Genomic DNA, 19,345 nt, shown 5'->3' on the forward strand with positions numbered 1-19,345 from the left:
AAAAGCCTCCTTTATCGCAATGCTATACTTTTATATCTATAATTTAATTTCTAGTATTGTATAGCTAGAGTGTTGTCTATTTTTATATTTTTTAAACTTAAAATTCAGTCTTATTTTAACATAGCTTGATTATGTAATCAAAGTATTTAATATAACTCATTTGTAATGAGGAGTTAAAAATGAATAAAGAAGAAGAAATAAAAGTCAGATATTAGTTTAAAATTCAAATCATAAATTTTAAACTATATCTGACTTTCTAACAACAAATTAATTTTCCATTCTTAAATTTATATATGATTTAATTAATTGTACACTTTTTTCAAATCCGAGCACACTGGTATCAATACTCAAATCATAATTTTTAGGATCTTCCCATTTTTCTCCTGTATGATAATAATAATACTCACTTCTGTACTTATCCATTTTTTTAATATGCTTAGCTGCATCTTTTTCGTTCATACATAGGCGCTCCATTTCATGCTTAATACATTCTTCAGCACATGCATGAATAAATATTTTAAATACATTTGGCTTATCTTTCAATATATAATCTGCACATCTTCCTATGACAACATATGATTCTTTTTCAGCTAGTTCACGAAGTACCTTGGCCTGATAATTAAATAAATTATCATTAGACGTAAAATCACTGCTTTCAGGAGGTATTAGTTCTCCTTGATAAACTTTTTTAGATACTTTATATAACAAACTCTTTTTCACATGTTCATCTACGTTTAAGAATAATAATTCGTTAATTCCACTATCTTCTGAAGCAAGACGTAAAAGCTCTCTATCATACATATTGATACCATAATCATTTGAAATCATTTTCCCAATTGTTGTTCCACCACTTCCACATGTTCTTGTAATTGCAATCACAAAATTTTTCATATCTCTCTGCCCCCTCTTTTAATAAAAATGATTATATTTAATTATCGAAATATTTTTATTAAATTTATCAATTATTGTAAAAATATAATTTGCTTAAATTTTAATTATTAACCATTCTTTAAATTATATGTAATAAAATCATAAAAGAATCATATATGTTATTATTTATATAATTTTTTAATAAAATAGATTCTAAAAAAATGATTAATTTAAAATATAAAAAACTTATAAGCAAATGTATCGATTATTTTATTTGCTTATAAGCTTTTTATTATTTATCTAAATTCTACTTAATTTTACTAATGTTTTCTTTAATTACACTGCAAGAATGCTTAAATTCTTTTAATTCTCCATCATTTAATTTAAGCTCTAATACTTTTTCAACTCCATCTTTTCCTATAATACATGGAGTACTTGCAAATAATCCTTCTTCACCATATTGTCCTTCAAGAAGTGTTGAACAAGGCATTATTTGCTTTTCATCATGGAATATGCATTGAACAAATCTAGCCAAAGTTGAAGCAATTCCAAATTCTGTTGCACCTTTACCAGTAAATGTTATCCATCCTGCAGCAGCAGCTTCTTTAGCTAATGTTTTTTTATCTAAATTTCCAAATGTTTTTGGATCTTCAATTTCAAGTTCTGAAAGTGGCTTTCCAGCAAATGAAACTTGTGACCATGCAGCCATTTGAGATTCTCCATGTTCTCCAAGCATATATGCACTTATTGATTTATGATCAACACCTGTTTCACGAGCTATGATTGCTCTTAAACGTGAACTATCAAGGCCTGTACCTGTTCCAAACACTCTGTTTTTAGGAAAACCTGAAAGTTCATAAACTCTTTTTGCAATAATATCACATGGATTTGTTATATTAATAAAGATCCCATTAAATCCGCCATCTACAACTCTTTTAATAAAGCTATCAACCATGTCTATGCTTCCTTGTAATTCATCTAAACGATCATGAGTCTGAGTTATAATTCCAACACTTATTACTACGATATGGCAGTCTTTAAGATCCTCATATTCACCTGTTTTTATGTTTACTCTGTGAGGCAGATATGTAACACTATCAATTAAATCCTGTCTTTCACTGATTGCTTTTTGCTTGTTAGTATCAACTAAAATTAATTCATCTACAATTCCTTGAGTAGCTAAACTAAATGCACAATGTGCACCAACATGTCCAACTCCAATGATTCCCACTCTTTTTAAATTTGTTGTCAAAATAATCATCTCCTTACACTACTGTAAATTATAGTCTTACAGATGATAAAAATCAATTATTTTATATATTTTATTGATAAATTCACTATAGAGTTAGAGCTTTGTTAGCACATTCATATGTTTGGTTTTATCTTTTGACCTTTTATGCTTATCTTTTTTTGGATTAACATCTATTTTTGATAAAGCTCTTTCGCTGTTAATATGGAATGTAACTTTTACATCATTATATGCATATTGATACAATGTCTTAATATCAAAAATTCTATTAAATACCTAAATGCTCTTAATAAATAAACAAACCAAACTATAAAAATAGTTTGGTTATAAAAATTTAATCTATACCCTTCGTAAAATATTAACAGTAATACTAACATAAGTTTCACTCTGTATATTTTAATTCTGTGAGCATATTTCCACAAACTCTTGAAAAAGTCTTAGCTGATCTTCCATTCCTTCTGGATGCCATTGAACTCCAGCCATATAGAAGTCACCTTCATATTCAACTCCTTCAATGACACCATCTTCACAGCACTTTGCTGCAACTCTTAAATTTGATCCTATTATTTTTATACATTGCTCATGAAAAGAATTAACCTGAACTTCGTTCTCATTATATATATCTTTAAGAAAGGAATTCTCACACAGCGTAACCTTATGAAGCTTTTCATCAATCCTATGACCTGTTCCTTTATGATACACTTCAGTATTCAGTTCACTATCAATACTCTGTACAAGAGTTCCACCTTGAAGTACATTAATAAGCTGGCAGCCTCTGCATACACCTAAAATAGGTTTTTTCTTTTTCTTTGCTACTAAAAACAAATCTCTTTCAAATTTATTTCTAAGATCATCTTCTTTTGCTTCTTTTTCCAAAGACTTTTCTCCATACCAATTTGATTTTACATTACATCCTCCAGTAAATATAATTCCATCAACATCTTCAATAAGTCTATTAAGCTCTTCCTCACTATATTTCTGAAGCAATGGCAGAATTATAGGTATACCATTTGCTTTTTCAATTTTATCTATATATTCATATCCAACCTGTGAGTAATTTCTAAATACATCTTTTCTAATATATGATGTAATCCCTATAACTGGCTTCATTTTTAATCCCTTTCTTCTCAAATTTATTTATCATTTAGTATTTCTGATCTTATACATTATATTATGTTTAACAACTACATATATTTACATCATTTTATCACATATACATCATTATTTTTCAATATTATGACATGCTACAAAATGCTCTTTTTTTATCTCTATTAATTCTGGATTTTTTTTAAGGCACACTTCACTTGAATACCTACATCTGTTATAAAAGCTGCATCCCTTATTTTCTTTTGAAACTTCCAATTCATCCTCATCAAGATTTACCATGACTTTTCTAAGTTTTGGATGTTTTACAGGAATTGATTCAAGAAGCTTTTTAGTATATGGATGAACAGGATTTTCAAAAAGTTCATCTCTGTTTCCTATTTCAACTATTTTACCAAGATACATGACAGCAATCTTATCACAAAAATACTTCACCACACCAAGATCATGTGATATGAATAAAAAAGTAAGTGAATATTTCTCTTTAAGTTCATTTAATAAATTAATGATTTGCGCTTGTATAGAAACATCTAGTGCTGCTACTGGTTCATCTGCCACTATAAATTTGGGCTGTACTGCTAGAGCTCTTGCAATTACAATCCTCTGTCTTTGTCCTCCACTGAATTCATGTGGATAGCGATCCATAGCGTCTTTATCCACTCCGCATATTTCAAGATAATGCTCTGCCATTTCAAGTGCTTTTTTACCTTTTGCAAGTTTATGCTTTTCTATTCCTTCTGTAATTATCTTTCCTATTTTCATTTTGTTATCAAGGCTTGCAAAAGGATCCTGGAATATTATCTGCATATCCTTTCTCAAGGCTGACATATCTTTACGGCTTATTTCATGCTTATTTTCAAAATCGAATAAGATCTTATCTTCAAATACAACTCGGCCTCCATCACCTTCTATGAGTTTTAATATTGCTCTTGCTGTAGTAGATTTTCCACATCCTGATTCACCGACAAGACCAAAACTTTCACCTCTTTCAATGGAGAAAGAAACATTATCTACTGCATTTACAGATGATTTTTCCCTTCCAAAGAAATCTTTATCAATAACGTATTTTTTTCTTAATCCTTCAACCTTTAAAATAACATCACTCACTTTTATCCACCTCCTTTTCATAAAGCCAGCATGCAGCCATGTGTTTTTCATTTATTATAAATAAAGGTGGCTCTAAATCTGTACATTTTGAACAGAACTTTTTACTACACCTTGTGCTAAATCTGCAGCCCTTTGGCATTTCATCTAGTTTAGGCACCATACCATTTATACTTGGAAGAGACTTTCCAACTTGTCCCATATGAGGCTGTGATTCTAAAAGACCGATTGTATACGGATGTTTTGCATTATCAAAAATCTCATTAACATCTGCTTTTTCAACAATCTTTCCTCCGTATAAAACTACAACTTCATCACATATTTCTGCAACTACAGATAAATCATGAGTAATAAAAAGGATTGATGTATTCCTCTTTTCATTAAGCTGTTTAAGAAGATATAAAATCTGAGATTGTATTGTAACATCAAGTGCAGTTGTTGGTTCATCTGCAATTATTATTTCAGGCTCACAACTTAAAGCCATTGCAATCATGACACGTTGACGCATTCCTCCACTTAAATTATGTGGATAAGCATTATATATTTTTTCAGGATTAGGTATGTGAACATCCTTAAGAAGCTCAATGACTTTATCTTTAAGCTCCTGTCCCTTAATATTTTTATGTATCTTTAACGGTTCTCCAATCTGTCTTCCAATCTTGAATAACGGATTAAGGGAAGTCATTGGCTCCTGAAATATCATAGAGATATTGTTACCTCTTATTTTTTGAAGCTCATTTTCCTTAAGCTTTGATAAGTCTTTTCCATTAAAGAAGATCTCACCTTTATCAATACTGCTTGTCTTCTCTGGAAGAAGGTTCATTATTGATAATCCTAAAGTACTCTTACCACATCCTGATTCCCCGATCATGCCAAGGATTTTTCCATTATTCATATCAAAGCTGACATCATCAACTGCAGTAACCTTACTATCACCCTGAAGAAAGCTTACACTTAAATTTCTAATAGAAAGCTTTTTTTCATCCATAATATTACGCCTCCTAAATTTTCATTTTTGGATCAAGGGCATCTCTTAACCCATCACCTACAAAATTAATACACAATACTGATAAGAATACCAAAAGTCCTGTCGGTATCCATAACCACCATTCATACTGAAGCACCCTCATGCTCTGTGCTGCTGAAAGCATATTCCCCCAGCTTGGCTGTGGCTGTTTTACCCCAAGACCAAGAAAACTTATTCCTGCTTCCATCAAAATTCCATTAGCAACATTAAGTGTTGCATTTACAATAATAGGTGATAATACATTAGGAAGAAGGTGCTTACTTATTATTTCAAAACTACTAAGTCCCATAGCTCTTGCTGCTTCAATGAATTCACTCTGTTTTAAAGATAGAATTTTTGCCCTTACAATACGTGAAACTCCAGTCCATTGAAGACACCCTATTATAAGAATGATATTCCATACACTTGCACCAAATAGTGCTGCTATTGTAATTGCAATCACAAAAAAAGGAAAACACATTACAGTATCAACTACACGCATTACTATATTATCAACCCATTTTCCATAAAAACCACTTATGCATCCAAGACTTACTCCAATTAGAAGCTGTATTACAGTAGCGCATAATGTCACTCCAAGAGAAACCCTGCCTCCATAAAGAAGTCTTGTAAATACATCTCTTCCAAGTTCATCTGTTCCAAGAATATGTAATGAATTAGGTGCGCTTTCTATATTCATAAGATCTATAGAATCTCTGTCAAAAGATGTTATAAACGGAGCAAAGACTGCTGCTAAAACAAATATAGTCAGTATAACTAAGCCAATAACAGCCAGTTTATTTTTTAGAAATCTCTTTAAAACTTCATTTTTCACCTGTATCTTCCTCCTAATCATATTTAACACGCTTATCTACAACTACATAAAGCACATCTGCAAGTAAATTGGCAAAAAGGCTTATTACTGCAACCATCATTACAATTCCAATAATAAGAGGATAATCACGTGCCATTACTGCATTATAATTAAGCCTTCCTATTCCAGGCCACACAAAAATTGTTTCTGTAAGCAGCGCTCCTGAAATAAGTGATGGTATTTGCATTGTTACAACAGTAATCAAAGGCAGAAGTTCATTCTTTAATGCATGTACATAAATTATCGCCTTTCTTTTTACTCCCTTAGCCTTTGCTGTACGTATATAATCAGCCTTTAAAATCTCTATCATATCAGAACGTGTGTAACGCATTAAACTTGCAGTATTCATAAGTCCAAGGACAATCATTGGAAGTATCATATGTTTTGCAATATCAAATATCTGTGCCCATCCACTATAGGACATTCCAGTTGTAACCATCCCCGAAATTGGAAGCCATCCAAGTTCTACAGAAAATATCTTTATTAAAAGCATTCCAAAGAAAAATGCTGGAATAGACAATCCCATAAATGCAAATACTGTAACAATATAATCAATTTTTGTCCTCTGATGTGTTGCACTTATAACACCACATGGAATAGCTATTGCTATGCTTAATATAAGTGAGCATATGGATAAAATAACTGTATTTCCAATACAGCTTCCTATTACTGAAACAACCGGCTGTTTAAAGGCAATGGAATATCCAAGATCACCATGAAGTGCGCGTATAAGCCATTTGAAATACTGCACAGGAAGAGGATCATTATATCCAAGTCTCTCAAGCATTTGTTCCTTCATCTCAAGTGAAAGATTAGGATCCATCATTGTTGAAAATGGATCACCTGGCTGGAGATTTACAAGAGCAAATACAATTATAGATATTCCAATTAAAACTGGAATAGTCTGTATTAATCGCTTAACAATATATTTTTTCAAATTTTATCCAACCCCTTTAAATTGCTACATGAAATTAGTTTGACATTCTTATAATTAATGTTTATTTTTCATTCTTTTATTTATTAACAGATCTTTTATTAAATGATTTTATATATTTTAAATCTATGTTATTTCTAAATATGTATTTTTTAACTCAGTTAATTATCTAATATATTAATTTCTGAGTAAATTAACTTCTATTAAAGATGTCCTTATAGTTTATATAATATTTAATACACTTAAATTATTGAATTTTATATTTAAATAATTAATGAGCAAATTATTATATCGACTGAAGCACAGACTTCAGCCGATATTTTTAAATTAATCATAAAAACAGGACATTAATTAAATTGAAAAGTATTTTAAAATAGTATAGTTATTTTTCATAGATAGTTTAGGAAATCTTCTTACTTTGATATTGTCCAATTCTCTATTCCAGGAAATACTGAATATGCTGAATAAGTATATCCTTCTAATTTAGGATTATATGCACGAATATCATTTTGTGAATACAAAAATACATATGGTGCTTCTTCATTAATTAATTTTCCCCATTCTGCATAGATTTTCTTACGTTCATTTTTGTCAATTGTCTTTGTAGCTTTGTCTAATAATTCATCACTTTGTGTATTTATAAAGTTCGAGAAGTTGAACTGTGAACCATTTGCAATTGATGAAGCCCAATAACGGTCAGCATCACCTGGATCTACTTCAAGTGTGAATCCAAATAGTCCCATGTCATAGTCACCTTCGCCATGTGTTTTTGCCATTGCAGATGCAATATCCATTGTGCTTATATTAACTGTTATTCCAACATCCTTTAAGTTCTGCTGTATTATAGGTGCACTCTGCTCACGAACTTTGTTTCCAGTTGGAACTAGCATATCTACTTCAAATTTAACGCCATCTTTTTGAAGTACACCATCCTTTTCAGTCCATCCTGCTTCATTTAACAATGATTTTGCCTTATCAACGCTATAATCATAAGTATTAAGTCCTGATTCAGGATAAGCCCATCCTGCTAATGATATTGGTGCATTAACAACTTGTCCATGTTCACCTATAAGGCTTTTTGCCATTCCCTCTCTGTTAATTGCATAAGTAATTGCCTGACGAACCCTCTTATCCTTGAAGAATTCTTTGTTGCTGTTCATTGTCAAAAACTGATAATTTGCACTTGGCTTCTCTTCAATTTTTATTCCGGCATCTTTAAGCATCTTAAAATCTTCTTCTTTTGTGCTTGTAAGTGTTACAATATCAAGATCACCCTTAGCTAATTCTGATAATTCTGTTTCTGTATTTGTAACTTTAAATATGAATTTTTCAATCTTTGGAGCTCCTCCAAAATAATCTTCATTTCTTTCAAGTTCAACATATTGATCTGGCTTGAACTCAACAAACTTATATGGGCCTGTACCTATTGGCTTGTTAAGTAGTTCACTTGAATTTTCCCAATCAGCAATGTTCACCTTGCTCCATATATGCTTTGGAATAATTCCACGCTGTGAAAAATTAGATAATGATGGTGCAAACACTTCTGTATAAGTAAAGCTTATAGTATTTTCATCTATTACTTTTATTCCACTTATGGAATCAGCTTTTCCATCATGATAATCCTGTGCCCCAACAATCTTTGATATTTCATTGAATCTTGAACCTGTATAGTTTGGATCAGCCATGCTTGTAAATGTAAATAACACATCATCAGCTGTAAAAGGCTCTCCATCATGCCACTTAATACCTTTTCTCAAATGAAAGGTAATAGTTAAATTATCATCAGAGAACTCATACTTCTCTGCCAATCCTGGCTTGTATTCATTGTTTTCATCCAATAATATAAGTGGTGAATAAACTAAGTTATTTACATTGTTATCGTATGTGGTATTTGATAATAAAGGACTGAAAAGACCTTTAGGTGAAGAAGCTACTGCATATCTTAATACAGATGAATCACTTTGCGATTCATTTGATGCTGAGCCTGCATCACTTGGTATTTCTGCAGATGTACTTCCGCATCCCGTAAATAGTAATAAACTCAACGCTATTGAAGATAGCCCTGATAAAATTTTTTTCTTTTTATAAAGCATACATTTCCCTCTTTTCTCTTACTTACTGCTTTTTTTATTTATATTGTTATACCGTATTCAAATTAAATACAGTTTAACCACTTAATTAATAATAATCTATAAGTTCTAGTAATATAAAACTTAAATACAACAGAATAAATTTCAATAATACTCTTATAAAAAACACAATAGCCATTATAAATTGAGATATATTTACTATATTAGTTTATCTTTTTTAATTCATACTATTTCTATATGTTTTATTTTATTTAAGTATATACTCTCATATATATATTGTCAATGAATATAATAATGTGTATTTTTTCATATATTTATTTTTTGCGTATAATATTATATATTTATACTAGAAATTCTATAAAAATATACAGCAAACATGAATATTGTTTTTCATTGCTAATATCAATACTATAATCCCAAAATAAAAAGAAGCCTAAGCAGCTCCTTACATTTCAATCTATATTCTATTTTCTATGTAACAATATCTATATATATCTGTGCCGCTCTTAATAAATCCTCTACTCTTTGCCCTATTAATGTATAATACATATCATCCCTACAAACCACATTATCAGTATGAATATATATCTTTCTTGGATTTATACCATTTTCACATATGTACTTAACTATATCATAGCCATTTTTATCAATATCATTATCATCAATCCCTAAAGCATGATCTAATTTTAACTGTCTACTATAAAATGGGCCCATATCAAAACAATACTTTTTTCATTCCCTTTATTAATATAAAACACTCTATAAAAATATAAATTATCATAATAATTAATGGCATAATTAAATTATGTATATTAAAATGCATAAGATTTAAATATGCTTTTGAAATTTCATTTATAGGTGGAAAAACCCACAGTACATATTTTGAATATGAAAATTCCTTAAGCACTTCTACTTTAGCTATAGTCATAACCACAATAAAGATTGCACCTAGCATAGCCATTTTCCTATTTTCTATCATCCTTGGCTGCAATAACAGTCCTATTAATGCTCCCATTATTGATGAAGTCATATGAATAAGAAATGAAACAAATACATCGCTAAATGTAACAGGAGCTTTAAAAACATTAAAAATCAAATTGAAAATAATAGGAACTCCCATAGATAATATAGAAAAAAACACTCCTACTACACTCATAAAAATAATTTTAGATATCCAGTAGCGTGTATGACTCTTTAATTTTAATATTAAAACTTCTTCCGCAATTAAATCTACATTATTACAATAAGTAAAACCAATCCATGTCATTAAAGCAAAAATTAAAGTTGCTGAAGATATCATGCTGCCTACAATATCAACTGGAATTATATAATAAGACATTACTGTATATATTATAAACAGAAAAAAAAGGCATTATATATTTGTATGATTTCATATACATTTTAAAATTATATTTTAATACTGATATTAACATAATCTGTTTTACCCTTACCCTTCAAAATACTTTAAAGTATAACCATTATTGATCATTTCTGTTAGAACCTTATTGCTTTCGCTCACTTTTGTTTTAAATTTTATATAATCTTCATCTTCATAATAACCACAAATGCCTTTAACCTTTTGAGTTATAAAAGATTTATCTGCTTCTTTTTTATAAAAAGTCATTGAAGCATATTTTTCAAAACTAATATCTGTCTTTTTAATTTCAAATATTTTAGAATCTTTTATCTGTAATATTCTATTAGATAACTGATCTATTAAAAATGACTCGTGACATGACATTATTACTGTCACATCATCCTTTATAAGCTCTTTTACCATTTTAATAAACATTTTTTGTGACTCACTATCTTGTCCAGATAGTGGCTCGTCTAATAGCAAAATATCTGTTTTCGATAAAAATGCCTGAATTACAGAAATCTTTTTTAGTGTTTCTTTAGATAGGTTTTTCATAGAAATATTTATCATTTTCTCTAAGTTAAATTCCTTATAAAAATAATTAGTTTTTTTCAACAAATTATCTCTTGATATTCCTTCTATTTCTCCTATTAATTTAATATATTCCCCTGCTTTTATATTAAGTTGCGAAAACTTTTCTGGAATATAATTGAATTTGAGATTTTTGTCTCTAATGATTTCTCCAGAATTTATACTTGTAAGACCACATAAAGCCTTTATTAATGTACTTTTCCCCATACCATTATTGCCTGTTAAAGCAATGCTTTCACCTTTCATTATATTTAAGCTTACATTATCAAAAATTACTCTATCATCATATTTTTTCACTAAATTTTTTATCTTTATTATTGGTATATTCATAATCTTCCTCCATTTATGACAATAAATAATGGCTATTCATTTTATTATAGCACTTTTTACAATTAATTGTATTAATTGTAAAAATGTATTTTTATTAACTTTTAAAATTGACTATAACAGCTCTTATATGTCGTTGCTATTATTTTTCAGATTACTCTAAAATAAAAATAACTGTCCTTTTATATTTCTCTAAAAAAGGACAGTTATTTATTTATAATATATACTTCTTCTAGAATAAATCTGGTAAATATTTATTGTTATCAAATTTAATATATACCGATTTTTCATTATCTTCATTAACACTTATTGTATTCCTATAAATACCAGTATAATTATCTGATAATTTAACAGTATATATAATTATAATTTTTTGATTGTTGTTAGAATTAAAGTTATTCCATATAAACTCATTATTATTCGTATTATAAGTTAAGCTATTTATAGGATTTAGATTTTCATCTAAAACTCTTATATTAGATATATCAATTATGTTAGTATCTATATTTAATTTTATAGTATTATTATTTCCAGTTAAACCTGTTATCTCAGCTGCACATGTTACAATATCATTTTTATTTAATAAATATGGATCACTATAAGTATTTTCAGTTATTTCTCTTGATTCATCATTGAATATACCATGAATTATGACTATTTCTTTAGCTTTAGAAAGTGTACATATATATTCACCTACAGGATTGTCATAATTTATACTAATTTTACCATCTGATGGATTTTGTTCTTTTATAATATATCCATCAATATTTCCTAGAGTAACATTATAACTTCCTGATGCTTTATTAATTTCTTTACTTAAAATACTCTTCATATGGGCGTCCTCATTATTAATATAAACATTTGGATAAACATCCTCAGTTACTGTTTCATCTTTTTCAATTTTTACTTTTATATATCCATTTTTTATAGCAACAGGAAGTTCTCTTTCTATTGAATAGTTGGTACCATTATACTCATAGCTTATTATTACACTCATAGTACATCCACTTGGAGTTTCTCCTTTGGCTTCAAGCTCAAACTGTAACTCTTTTTCATTTACACTATTAAAATTAACACTAATTTCAGAATTACCTTTATACTCAAATAATTGATCTTCAATACTATCATCATTAACTTTTACTTTTACATTACTTACATTATCATTATTTTTTATTACCTTAATTGATGTATATATTACATCTCCAACTAAACCTTTAGCGCCACTAGTCTCTACTTTTAAAAGTGACTCTCTTTGATTTATTTTTATTTCTATTATTTTTTCACTTTGAGCACCATGTTCATCTTCTGCAACTATCTTTATTTTTATCTTATCTTTATTTGAATACTTTGATTTTTCAATTTCTAATACTTTACTTGTTCCTGTTTCCATATCATTATATTGTGATATAAGTAGTTCTTCATTGTCATCATTAACAATATATATACTAGCTTTAATTTTATCATTATCCATATCAGAAAAAGTATTATTTAATATTAATCTCTCATCCCTAAATATTTCATCTGGATAAATAGAATTAATAACTGGTGCATGATTAGCTGATTTAATAGCTTTTGTTATAGTATTAGCAAAAAGCTTTAGCTCCTCTGTTGGATAAGGTGTACTATTTTCTCTCGAATTTTCTCCTGTTCCTGAAAAAGTTATATTTCCTATAGAGTATGTATAATAATTATTTTTAACATCATATTGGTTAATTTCATTACTAATATCCCAGTAAGAATAATCATCATTTTTCATAGAATCTATACTCATATTATTATTCTGTAACTCTTTAATAATATCATTTGGAACTTGACCATCATAATCTGGTTTTGTACCACTACCACCAACAGTATTAGGAATTTCTGTAAATAACGGTATTACATTTTCGTTTTCTAAATCTAACCGATAATATTGGCTATGGGTTCTTCTTACATTAATATATTTATCATCATCGATTAATTTAAAAGGATAATTACTTACAACTGTACTATTATTATTGTAAACAACTTTGCTTTGGGCCCTATTAACACTATTGCTTTGACCATCAAAAATTGAGCGCTTATACTCTGATCTTTTTTCTGATACCCAGCTTTCTTTTTTATCTAATTCTTCAAAACCTAATCTCTCTATAAGTCCATTAGATAAATTTTTTGAAAACCATGGTGAAATAGTATCATGAGTTAGCATTATCCCTTGATTTGTATCTATATACTCATTTATTTTACTAACAGCCTTTTCATTAAGATCTAAGCTATTGAAAGCATCACCAAATCCTACAACTATCATTTGATATTTACCATTTAATTCAAAAATATTATTGTTAACCATCTCATTTATTTCAGCTACTGATTTTGTTTCAATCTTAATATTATAATCTTTTAACTGACTTAATAAGTTTTTAAATCTATCATTACCAACACTTCCTTCAGTTGATAAATTTAAATTTCCATTTATTTTATCATTTATATTGTTTTTATCATAAGGAGATATTTGAAGTACATTTATAGACATTTTATCTCCAGTAAGAGATCTAAATATTATAGATCCAGTTTCATATGATTTTACTAAATTATTTTCATTAATATCATTATCTTTATTTACTATCTCAATCTTCCAATTTAAGTAACCTATAAAATCACTGGATATTTTATATTCTAATTGTATTTCAGTACTAGACGTAGTTATATTTTCTAACTCCTTAACAACTTCATTTTCTTTAAATAAACTATCCCCGTTTTCATCTATATATAATCTTATATCGATTTTTTGATTTTCATTTATGGAATTTTCTTCAGGTCTAATTTTAAACACCATATTTCTTTTGTTTATATCTCCTTTTTCATCTTCCATTGAATCACCGACCGGAGAGCTTAGTGTAAACTTAAATCTTTTTCTAACATTACCACCTAGATAATCTTCAATGATTTTATTAAGAGTGAGATCACTTATTGAGTAGTTAGCATTATATGTATTGTTTTGAGCTATACTTGCAAAGTTTTTATATAACTTTAAATTTTTAAAGTTATTATCATTAGAATTAATAATTGTTTTATCAATATAAACAAGTTGACCACTTTGTGCAAAATCTATTATTTCATTAGCTTTTCTATCTGTTATATCATTTTCTACTGGTGAATTGCCTATTTTTTGGTCTAAATTATAATCTCTATATGGCAGCTGATCCTTGTTAATACTATCTGTTATATTATTATAATCAATATATCTTCCTATAACTATAACATCATACTTGCCATTTAATTTATCTACTTTACCCACAAATTCAGGCATTGACATATGCTCAATTTCAACTTGATATCCTTCATTTCCACTATTTATTATTCCATATTCTATGCCTGTTTTAATATGAGTTTCATTACCGAAAGTTAATTTAAAACTATCTGCAGGCTCAATTTCAAGTATTTTTATTGGCAAAACATTGCTATTATAATTTTCTACTCTTATATTAGGTAATTCTAATATTTTCTTTTGATTTGTATATACATTTCCTTTTTTTAATGTATATAATAAATAACTTTTACTTATTCCATTGGTATCTTTTGAAAAACTGATATTATTACCAACTGTCTTTGTATTTATGTTAAAAGATATCTCTATATTCTTTATATCTGGAACAAATGAACTATTTTCTATTTTATAAGTAATATAGTTTGATAAATCTATTTCTACAATGTTGTTATTATTACTTACTATAAGATTGTATTCTCTTTTTCCATACTTTATTTTAACTTCTAAATTATCATCTACATTAAAATCATCTCCCATGTCAAATCTTATTCTTGGATTTTGTATATTAAAATAATTGGATTCAATCTCTAAACTTTTAACTCCATTCATTATTACATTTGCAGATAATAATGATAAATCGTCATCAGAAAAACTAACATTATATCCATCATTAATTGATACAGGATTTAATTTAAAATAAATAGATTTATTTGATTTAATTTCATTTAAATCACTTTCATTTAAATCATTATTTTTATCTATACTATATTTTTTTATTTGATTATCTCCAATTGCCTCAATAATATTTTTTAAAGTATATTCACTATCTGGAATAGTAGTATAATTTTTTTCACTACTAATATCTAATAATATAATCTTGTATCCTATGTTTTTTATTTTATTTGCTACATCTTGACTTATATTAGCATTTCCTGCAGTTATAATAACAATAGACTTATTATTGCCACTATTGTCATCACCTAATAAATCAAAACTTTTTTCTAAAGCACGATCTAGTGAAACATCATTACTTTGTGTCCAATCATTAATTGTTACAATTTGATCTCCCATTGAATGTACAACTTTAGCATCATCACTATTACTCATATCATACATCTTTATCTTACTTGCATCTGTACCAGTCCAATCATTGGTTAAAAGATTGTAAATATTTTGTGCAAAACCAATAACTCCAACTTTAAAATCGCTATTATTTTTATCAATATTATTTATAATATTTTTTGCTAATTTTAGTCTGTCATTATCACTCCAATCAGAATTTTTTCTCATTCTAAGTGAAGTATCAATAAGAAATACTGCTTCATCAATACCGCTACTAAAATCATTTAAATTAATATTATATTTTATATTCAGATTCTCCCCAACACTTTTTATTCCACTATTAATTGAAGTATCAAAATTAATATTTATAATATTTTCATTTGATTCAATATAATCATCAAAATTATCAGCTTTTATTGGTAATAATCTTATTGATGTGACTACAAAAGTAAATACAGCTAATAGTAAAATTATCTTTAAACTATCTTTTTTGATTTTCATATATTCACCTCTTTTATCATATCTAATCATTTATCTAAGAAAGAATAATAAATATTCATTAATTCTAATAATAAATCGCCTTCTAATGGACTAATAAATGAAAAATAAAAATAGACTCTAGTTAATTTTTATTTTTTCATTTGTCTAATCAACATTAAATTCCTTTTTATTTATTATATATATACTGGAATTTATATAGCACCAATTACTTATTTCTAGCTATAACTATAAAATCTAAACTATAACTAATAGATTTTTTTTCTAATATAATATGAACTTTAAGAATTTTATTATTCTCTACATAAAATTCCAACTTTGAAACATTACTACTCATTATCATTTCTGTTCCACTATCTGATTCAGAATTTTGAACTTTAATAACTAAATTATTTTTATCATTATTTTCTTTTTTAATTGTAAAAATCTTTTCCGCATCATCTTCACCAGAGTATGATTTTACATTTATTTCTTCATCATTAATAGCTTCTATATTTGTTGCTTGCATACATATATTGGTTATTTTTTCTTGAATTTTCTGACCTTCAATTTGAAGATCAGTTTTAATATTAGAATGAGAAATAACCTTATTACCTCTCATAAATATTGATGTTACAGTTCCTATTACAACGCCTATTATGGCTATAACTATTATCATCTCAACTAATGTAAAAGCACTTTTTCTATTTATCATAGACTAAACCCCTATTTAAGTATTTTCCATCTATTAATTTTTACGAAATCATCTATATTATATTGTGAATTTAATATATTTTGAGTAGCTTCATTTTGGGTAATTTCTTCAGAAGTCATTACTCCAAATATTTCTTTAAATAAATCACTTTTGCTCTCTATTACTTTATCTTTAACATTCTTATCTTCTTTAATTTTAACATTACTACCTTCAATATTTAAATTATCTGTGGTTATTATATTGCCATTTATAGTTATATTATCATCTATAATAATATCTCCATTTGTAACAATTACAGCATTAAGTTCACCATCTTTAGCAGTTATCTTTATTTTCTTATCTGTTATTTCAATCTCATCATTATTTCCAGATTTTATTTCCATAATTTTTTTACTATTATCAAACAAAGCTTTATAATCTTTATTAGCTTCAGATTCAATATTGTATCCATCTAAATTACTTAGATTTATAATTTGTTCAATATTAATAATGTCTTCATTATTATAATAACTATAATAATCATCTTTATTTTCTTCATTTATTTCAACATTATCTAACTTATATACTCTTGCTGCATATTCAGCTTTCTTAGTCTTAATGATTTCTGAGTCATAATTTGTACTATTATTAACATTTCCTTCAGATACAGTAGCACCTACAGAATGAACTTCAGATGGTAATTTAATTACCTCAGACAATAGCCCTTCTTTATTTTCTTCTTTTGACCAATACTTCACAAAATGATCAACCTTTTCTTTTAAACTACCTTTTAATACTCTTAAAGGATCATCCTCTTCAAATTGTTGATTTGCTTTATCAGGATCTTCTACTGAATATGCCTTATAATTACCTTTAACTGCAACCGATTCACCAGTTTGATACTTATTTTCAGTATTAATATAAGCCGTTCCCATAATATACGCTTCATTATTTATTGTTATTTTAGAATCATCATCATAGTTATTAATTATAATACTACTTGAATTTTTTGATTGGTCTGAATACTCTGAATTAATGTTCTTATCATTAATTCCATAAAAATTATTTATTTTGATTTGAGTATTATATCCATTTAAAGTCAAGTCATTATCTAATACAACATTATTATATACGTTTAAATTTGAGTTACTTATTATACTACCATCTTTATTAATAGCTCCAGCATATATATTGCTTGCATATAAATTATTTTTAATTTCAACGCTAGAATTATCTTGAATATTAAAGGTAGACCTTGTCACTACATCTCCATTAAATTTAACATTTTTACTATCTTTTAAAGATATCCCACCATTATATTTATTATTAATATTCATTGTACTTGGCTTTACCCCTACTACAAATATATCTCCATCAACAGTTAAATTGGATACATTATTTATAATAAAATCTCTTCCTACAGTTATTCCTTTATCATTAAAAAATGAATTTTCATATATGTCTTCGCTAACTTTTTCAAAATATATATCATCAAAATTTGGAACATTCATTATGTATGATGCTTGTAATTGTCTTTTATTTTTTACATTAGAAAAACCATTTTCATTATCTTCTTTTTTATTAGTTCTATCATAAAAAGTTGATATTAACTTTATTTTATACGGTTTTTCTTTATCATAATATTGTAATTTAATATCATATTTGTGTCCATTAGACTTTGATATCTCTTTTTCATATTTTATTCTATCTATCTCTTGTTCTAAAATCTCTGATTCAATCTTTTGATTATTGTCATATCCAATACTAATATTTTGAGCCATATAAGTATCACTATAATTTTCTTTTATGTACTGGATATAGCTCCCATCTTCTGTGAAATTCTTTAAATTAGTATTTATGTATTCTTTAAAAGCTCTTTTAAATTCTTCTTTTTTAATCAACTCTATAAATTCTTTATCTTCTTCAATTAGCTTTCTTTTTTCACTTATTTGTTGCTTGAATTTTAAAGTATCCTTATTTTCATCAACATCCTTTATTTGATTTTGTAAATTTTTTATATCGCTTTCTAGTTCATCTATATCATTTATCAACGTAACATATTTTCCTCTATTTGTATTAATATCTATATTTTCATTTTTATACATATTGTATAATTCATTTACTTTTAAATATCCATATTGAGTTGCTGCCTCAAATGTTTTTGTAATTATAACATATGCTGTATTTATACCAGAATCTGCTCCATATAAATTCTTAATTCTGTTACTTTCTGAAACTCTAGCTTTGTAGTTACTACTTACCATTGATAACATAGAAGATGATATAATAGTCACGAACATAAAGATTATTACAACAAAAATCAAGCTACTTCCTTTTTTCTTAACTACCAAAACAATCA

At 27.3% G+C, this 19,345-nt stretch carries 14 protein-coding genes; all 14 read right to left on the minus strand.

From position 1 onward, the window contains the following. Positions 1 to 267 precede the first annotated feature (267 nt). The gene (locus BN2920_RS12195; protein WP_058295280.1) at positions 268 to 891 is read right to left on the minus strand and encodes a cytidylate kinase-like family protein; all 624 of its coding nucleotides are present in this window, start codon (positions 889 to 891) and stop codon (positions 268 to 270) included. 286 nt (positions 892 to 1,177) lie between these two features. Beyond that, the gene (locus tag BN2920_RS12200; RefSeq protein WP_058295281.1) at positions 1,178 to 2,122 is read right to left on the minus strand and encodes an L-lactate dehydrogenase; all 945 of its coding nucleotides are present in this window, start codon (positions 2,120 to 2,122) and stop codon (positions 1,178 to 1,180) included. A 393-nt stretch (positions 2,123 to 2,515) separates the two neighbouring features. Then, positions 2,516 to 3,229 (minus strand): gamma-glutamyl-gamma-aminobutyrate hydrolase family protein, encoded by a 714-nt coding sequence (locus tag BN2920_RS12205; RefSeq protein WP_058295282.1) that lies wholly within the window; start codon positions 3,227 to 3,229, stop codon positions 2,516 to 2,518. Between the two features lie 111 nt (positions 3,230 to 3,340). Next, positions 3,341 to 4,330, minus strand: a complete 990-nt coding sequence (locus BN2920_RS12210) for an ABC transporter ATP-binding protein (protein WP_058295283.1) — start codon at positions 4,328 to 4,330, stop codon at positions 3,341 to 3,343. Next, positions 4,323 to 5,315 carry an ABC transporter ATP-binding protein gene (locus BN2920_RS12215; protein ID WP_058295284.1) on the minus strand — a complete coding sequence of 331 codons (993 nt, stop codon included), beginning with the start codon at positions 5,313 to 5,315 and terminating at the stop codon, positions 4,323 to 4,325. The genes BN2920_RS12210 and BN2920_RS12215 overlap by 8 nt, the downstream gene beginning before the upstream one ends. A gap of 13 nt (positions 5,316 to 5,328) precedes the next feature. Next, entirely contained in the window at positions 5,329 to 6,168 is an 840-nt protein-coding gene (gene opp4C, locus BN2920_RS12220; protein WP_338132744.1) for an oligopeptide ABC transporter permease, read from the minus strand. Between the two features lie 13 nt (positions 6,169 to 6,181). Beyond that, positions 6,182 to 7,144 (minus strand): ABC transporter permease, encoded by a 963-nt coding sequence (locus BN2920_RS12225; RefSeq protein WP_058295286.1) that lies wholly within the window; start codon positions 7,142 to 7,144, stop codon positions 6,182 to 6,184. A 410-nt stretch (positions 7,145 to 7,554) separates the two neighbouring features. Then, positions 7,555 to 9,234: a peptide-binding protein gene (locus BN2920_RS12230; RefSeq protein ID WP_058295287.1), complete on the minus strand. Its 1,680-nt coding sequence runs from the start codon at positions 9,232 to 9,234 to the stop codon at positions 7,555 to 7,557. Positions 9,235 to 9,702: 468 nt separating this feature from the next. Further along, positions 9,703 to 9,945 (minus strand): cyclic-phosphate processing receiver domain-containing protein, encoded by a 243-nt coding sequence (locus tag BN2920_RS12235; RefSeq protein WP_097919279.1) that lies wholly within the window; start codon positions 9,943 to 9,945, stop codon positions 9,703 to 9,705. Position 9,946: 1 nt separating this feature from the next. Continuing rightward, complete coding sequence (locus tag BN2920_RS12240) at positions 9,947 to 10,570, minus strand: hypothetical protein (protein ID WP_242868368.1); 624 nt, start codon at positions 10,568 to 10,570, stop codon at positions 9,947 to 9,949. A gap of 108 nt (positions 10,571 to 10,678) precedes the next feature. Then, positions 10,679 to 11,509, minus strand: a complete 831-nt coding sequence (locus tag BN2920_RS12245) for an ATP-binding cassette domain-containing protein (protein WP_058295288.1) — start codon at positions 11,507 to 11,509, stop codon at positions 10,679 to 10,681. A 229-nt stretch (positions 11,510 to 11,738) separates the two neighbouring features. Then, complete coding sequence (locus tag BN2920_RS12250; RefSeq protein WP_058295289.1) at positions 11,739 to 16,316, minus strand: DUF5057 domain-containing protein; 4,578 nt, start codon at positions 16,314 to 16,316, stop codon at positions 11,739 to 11,741. A gap of 205 nt (positions 16,317 to 16,521) precedes the next feature. Beyond that, positions 16,522 to 17,007 carry a prepilin-type N-terminal cleavage/methylation domain-containing protein gene (locus BN2920_RS12255; protein ID WP_058295290.1) on the minus strand — a complete coding sequence of 162 codons (486 nt, stop codon included), beginning with the start codon at positions 17,005 to 17,007 and terminating at the stop codon, positions 16,522 to 16,524. A gap of 11 nt (positions 17,008 to 17,018) precedes the next feature. Next, positions 17,019 to 19,337 carry a hypothetical protein gene (locus BN2920_RS12260; protein ID WP_058295291.1) on the minus strand — a complete coding sequence of 773 codons (2,319 nt, stop codon included), beginning with the start codon at positions 19,335 to 19,337 and terminating at the stop codon, positions 17,019 to 17,021. Positions 19,338 to 19,345 lie beyond the last annotated feature (8 nt).

The sequence above is a fragment of the Clostridium neonatale genome (assembly GCF_001458595.1).
GTDB lineage: Bacteria > Bacillota > Clostridia > Clostridiales > Clostridiaceae > Clostridium > Clostridium neonatale.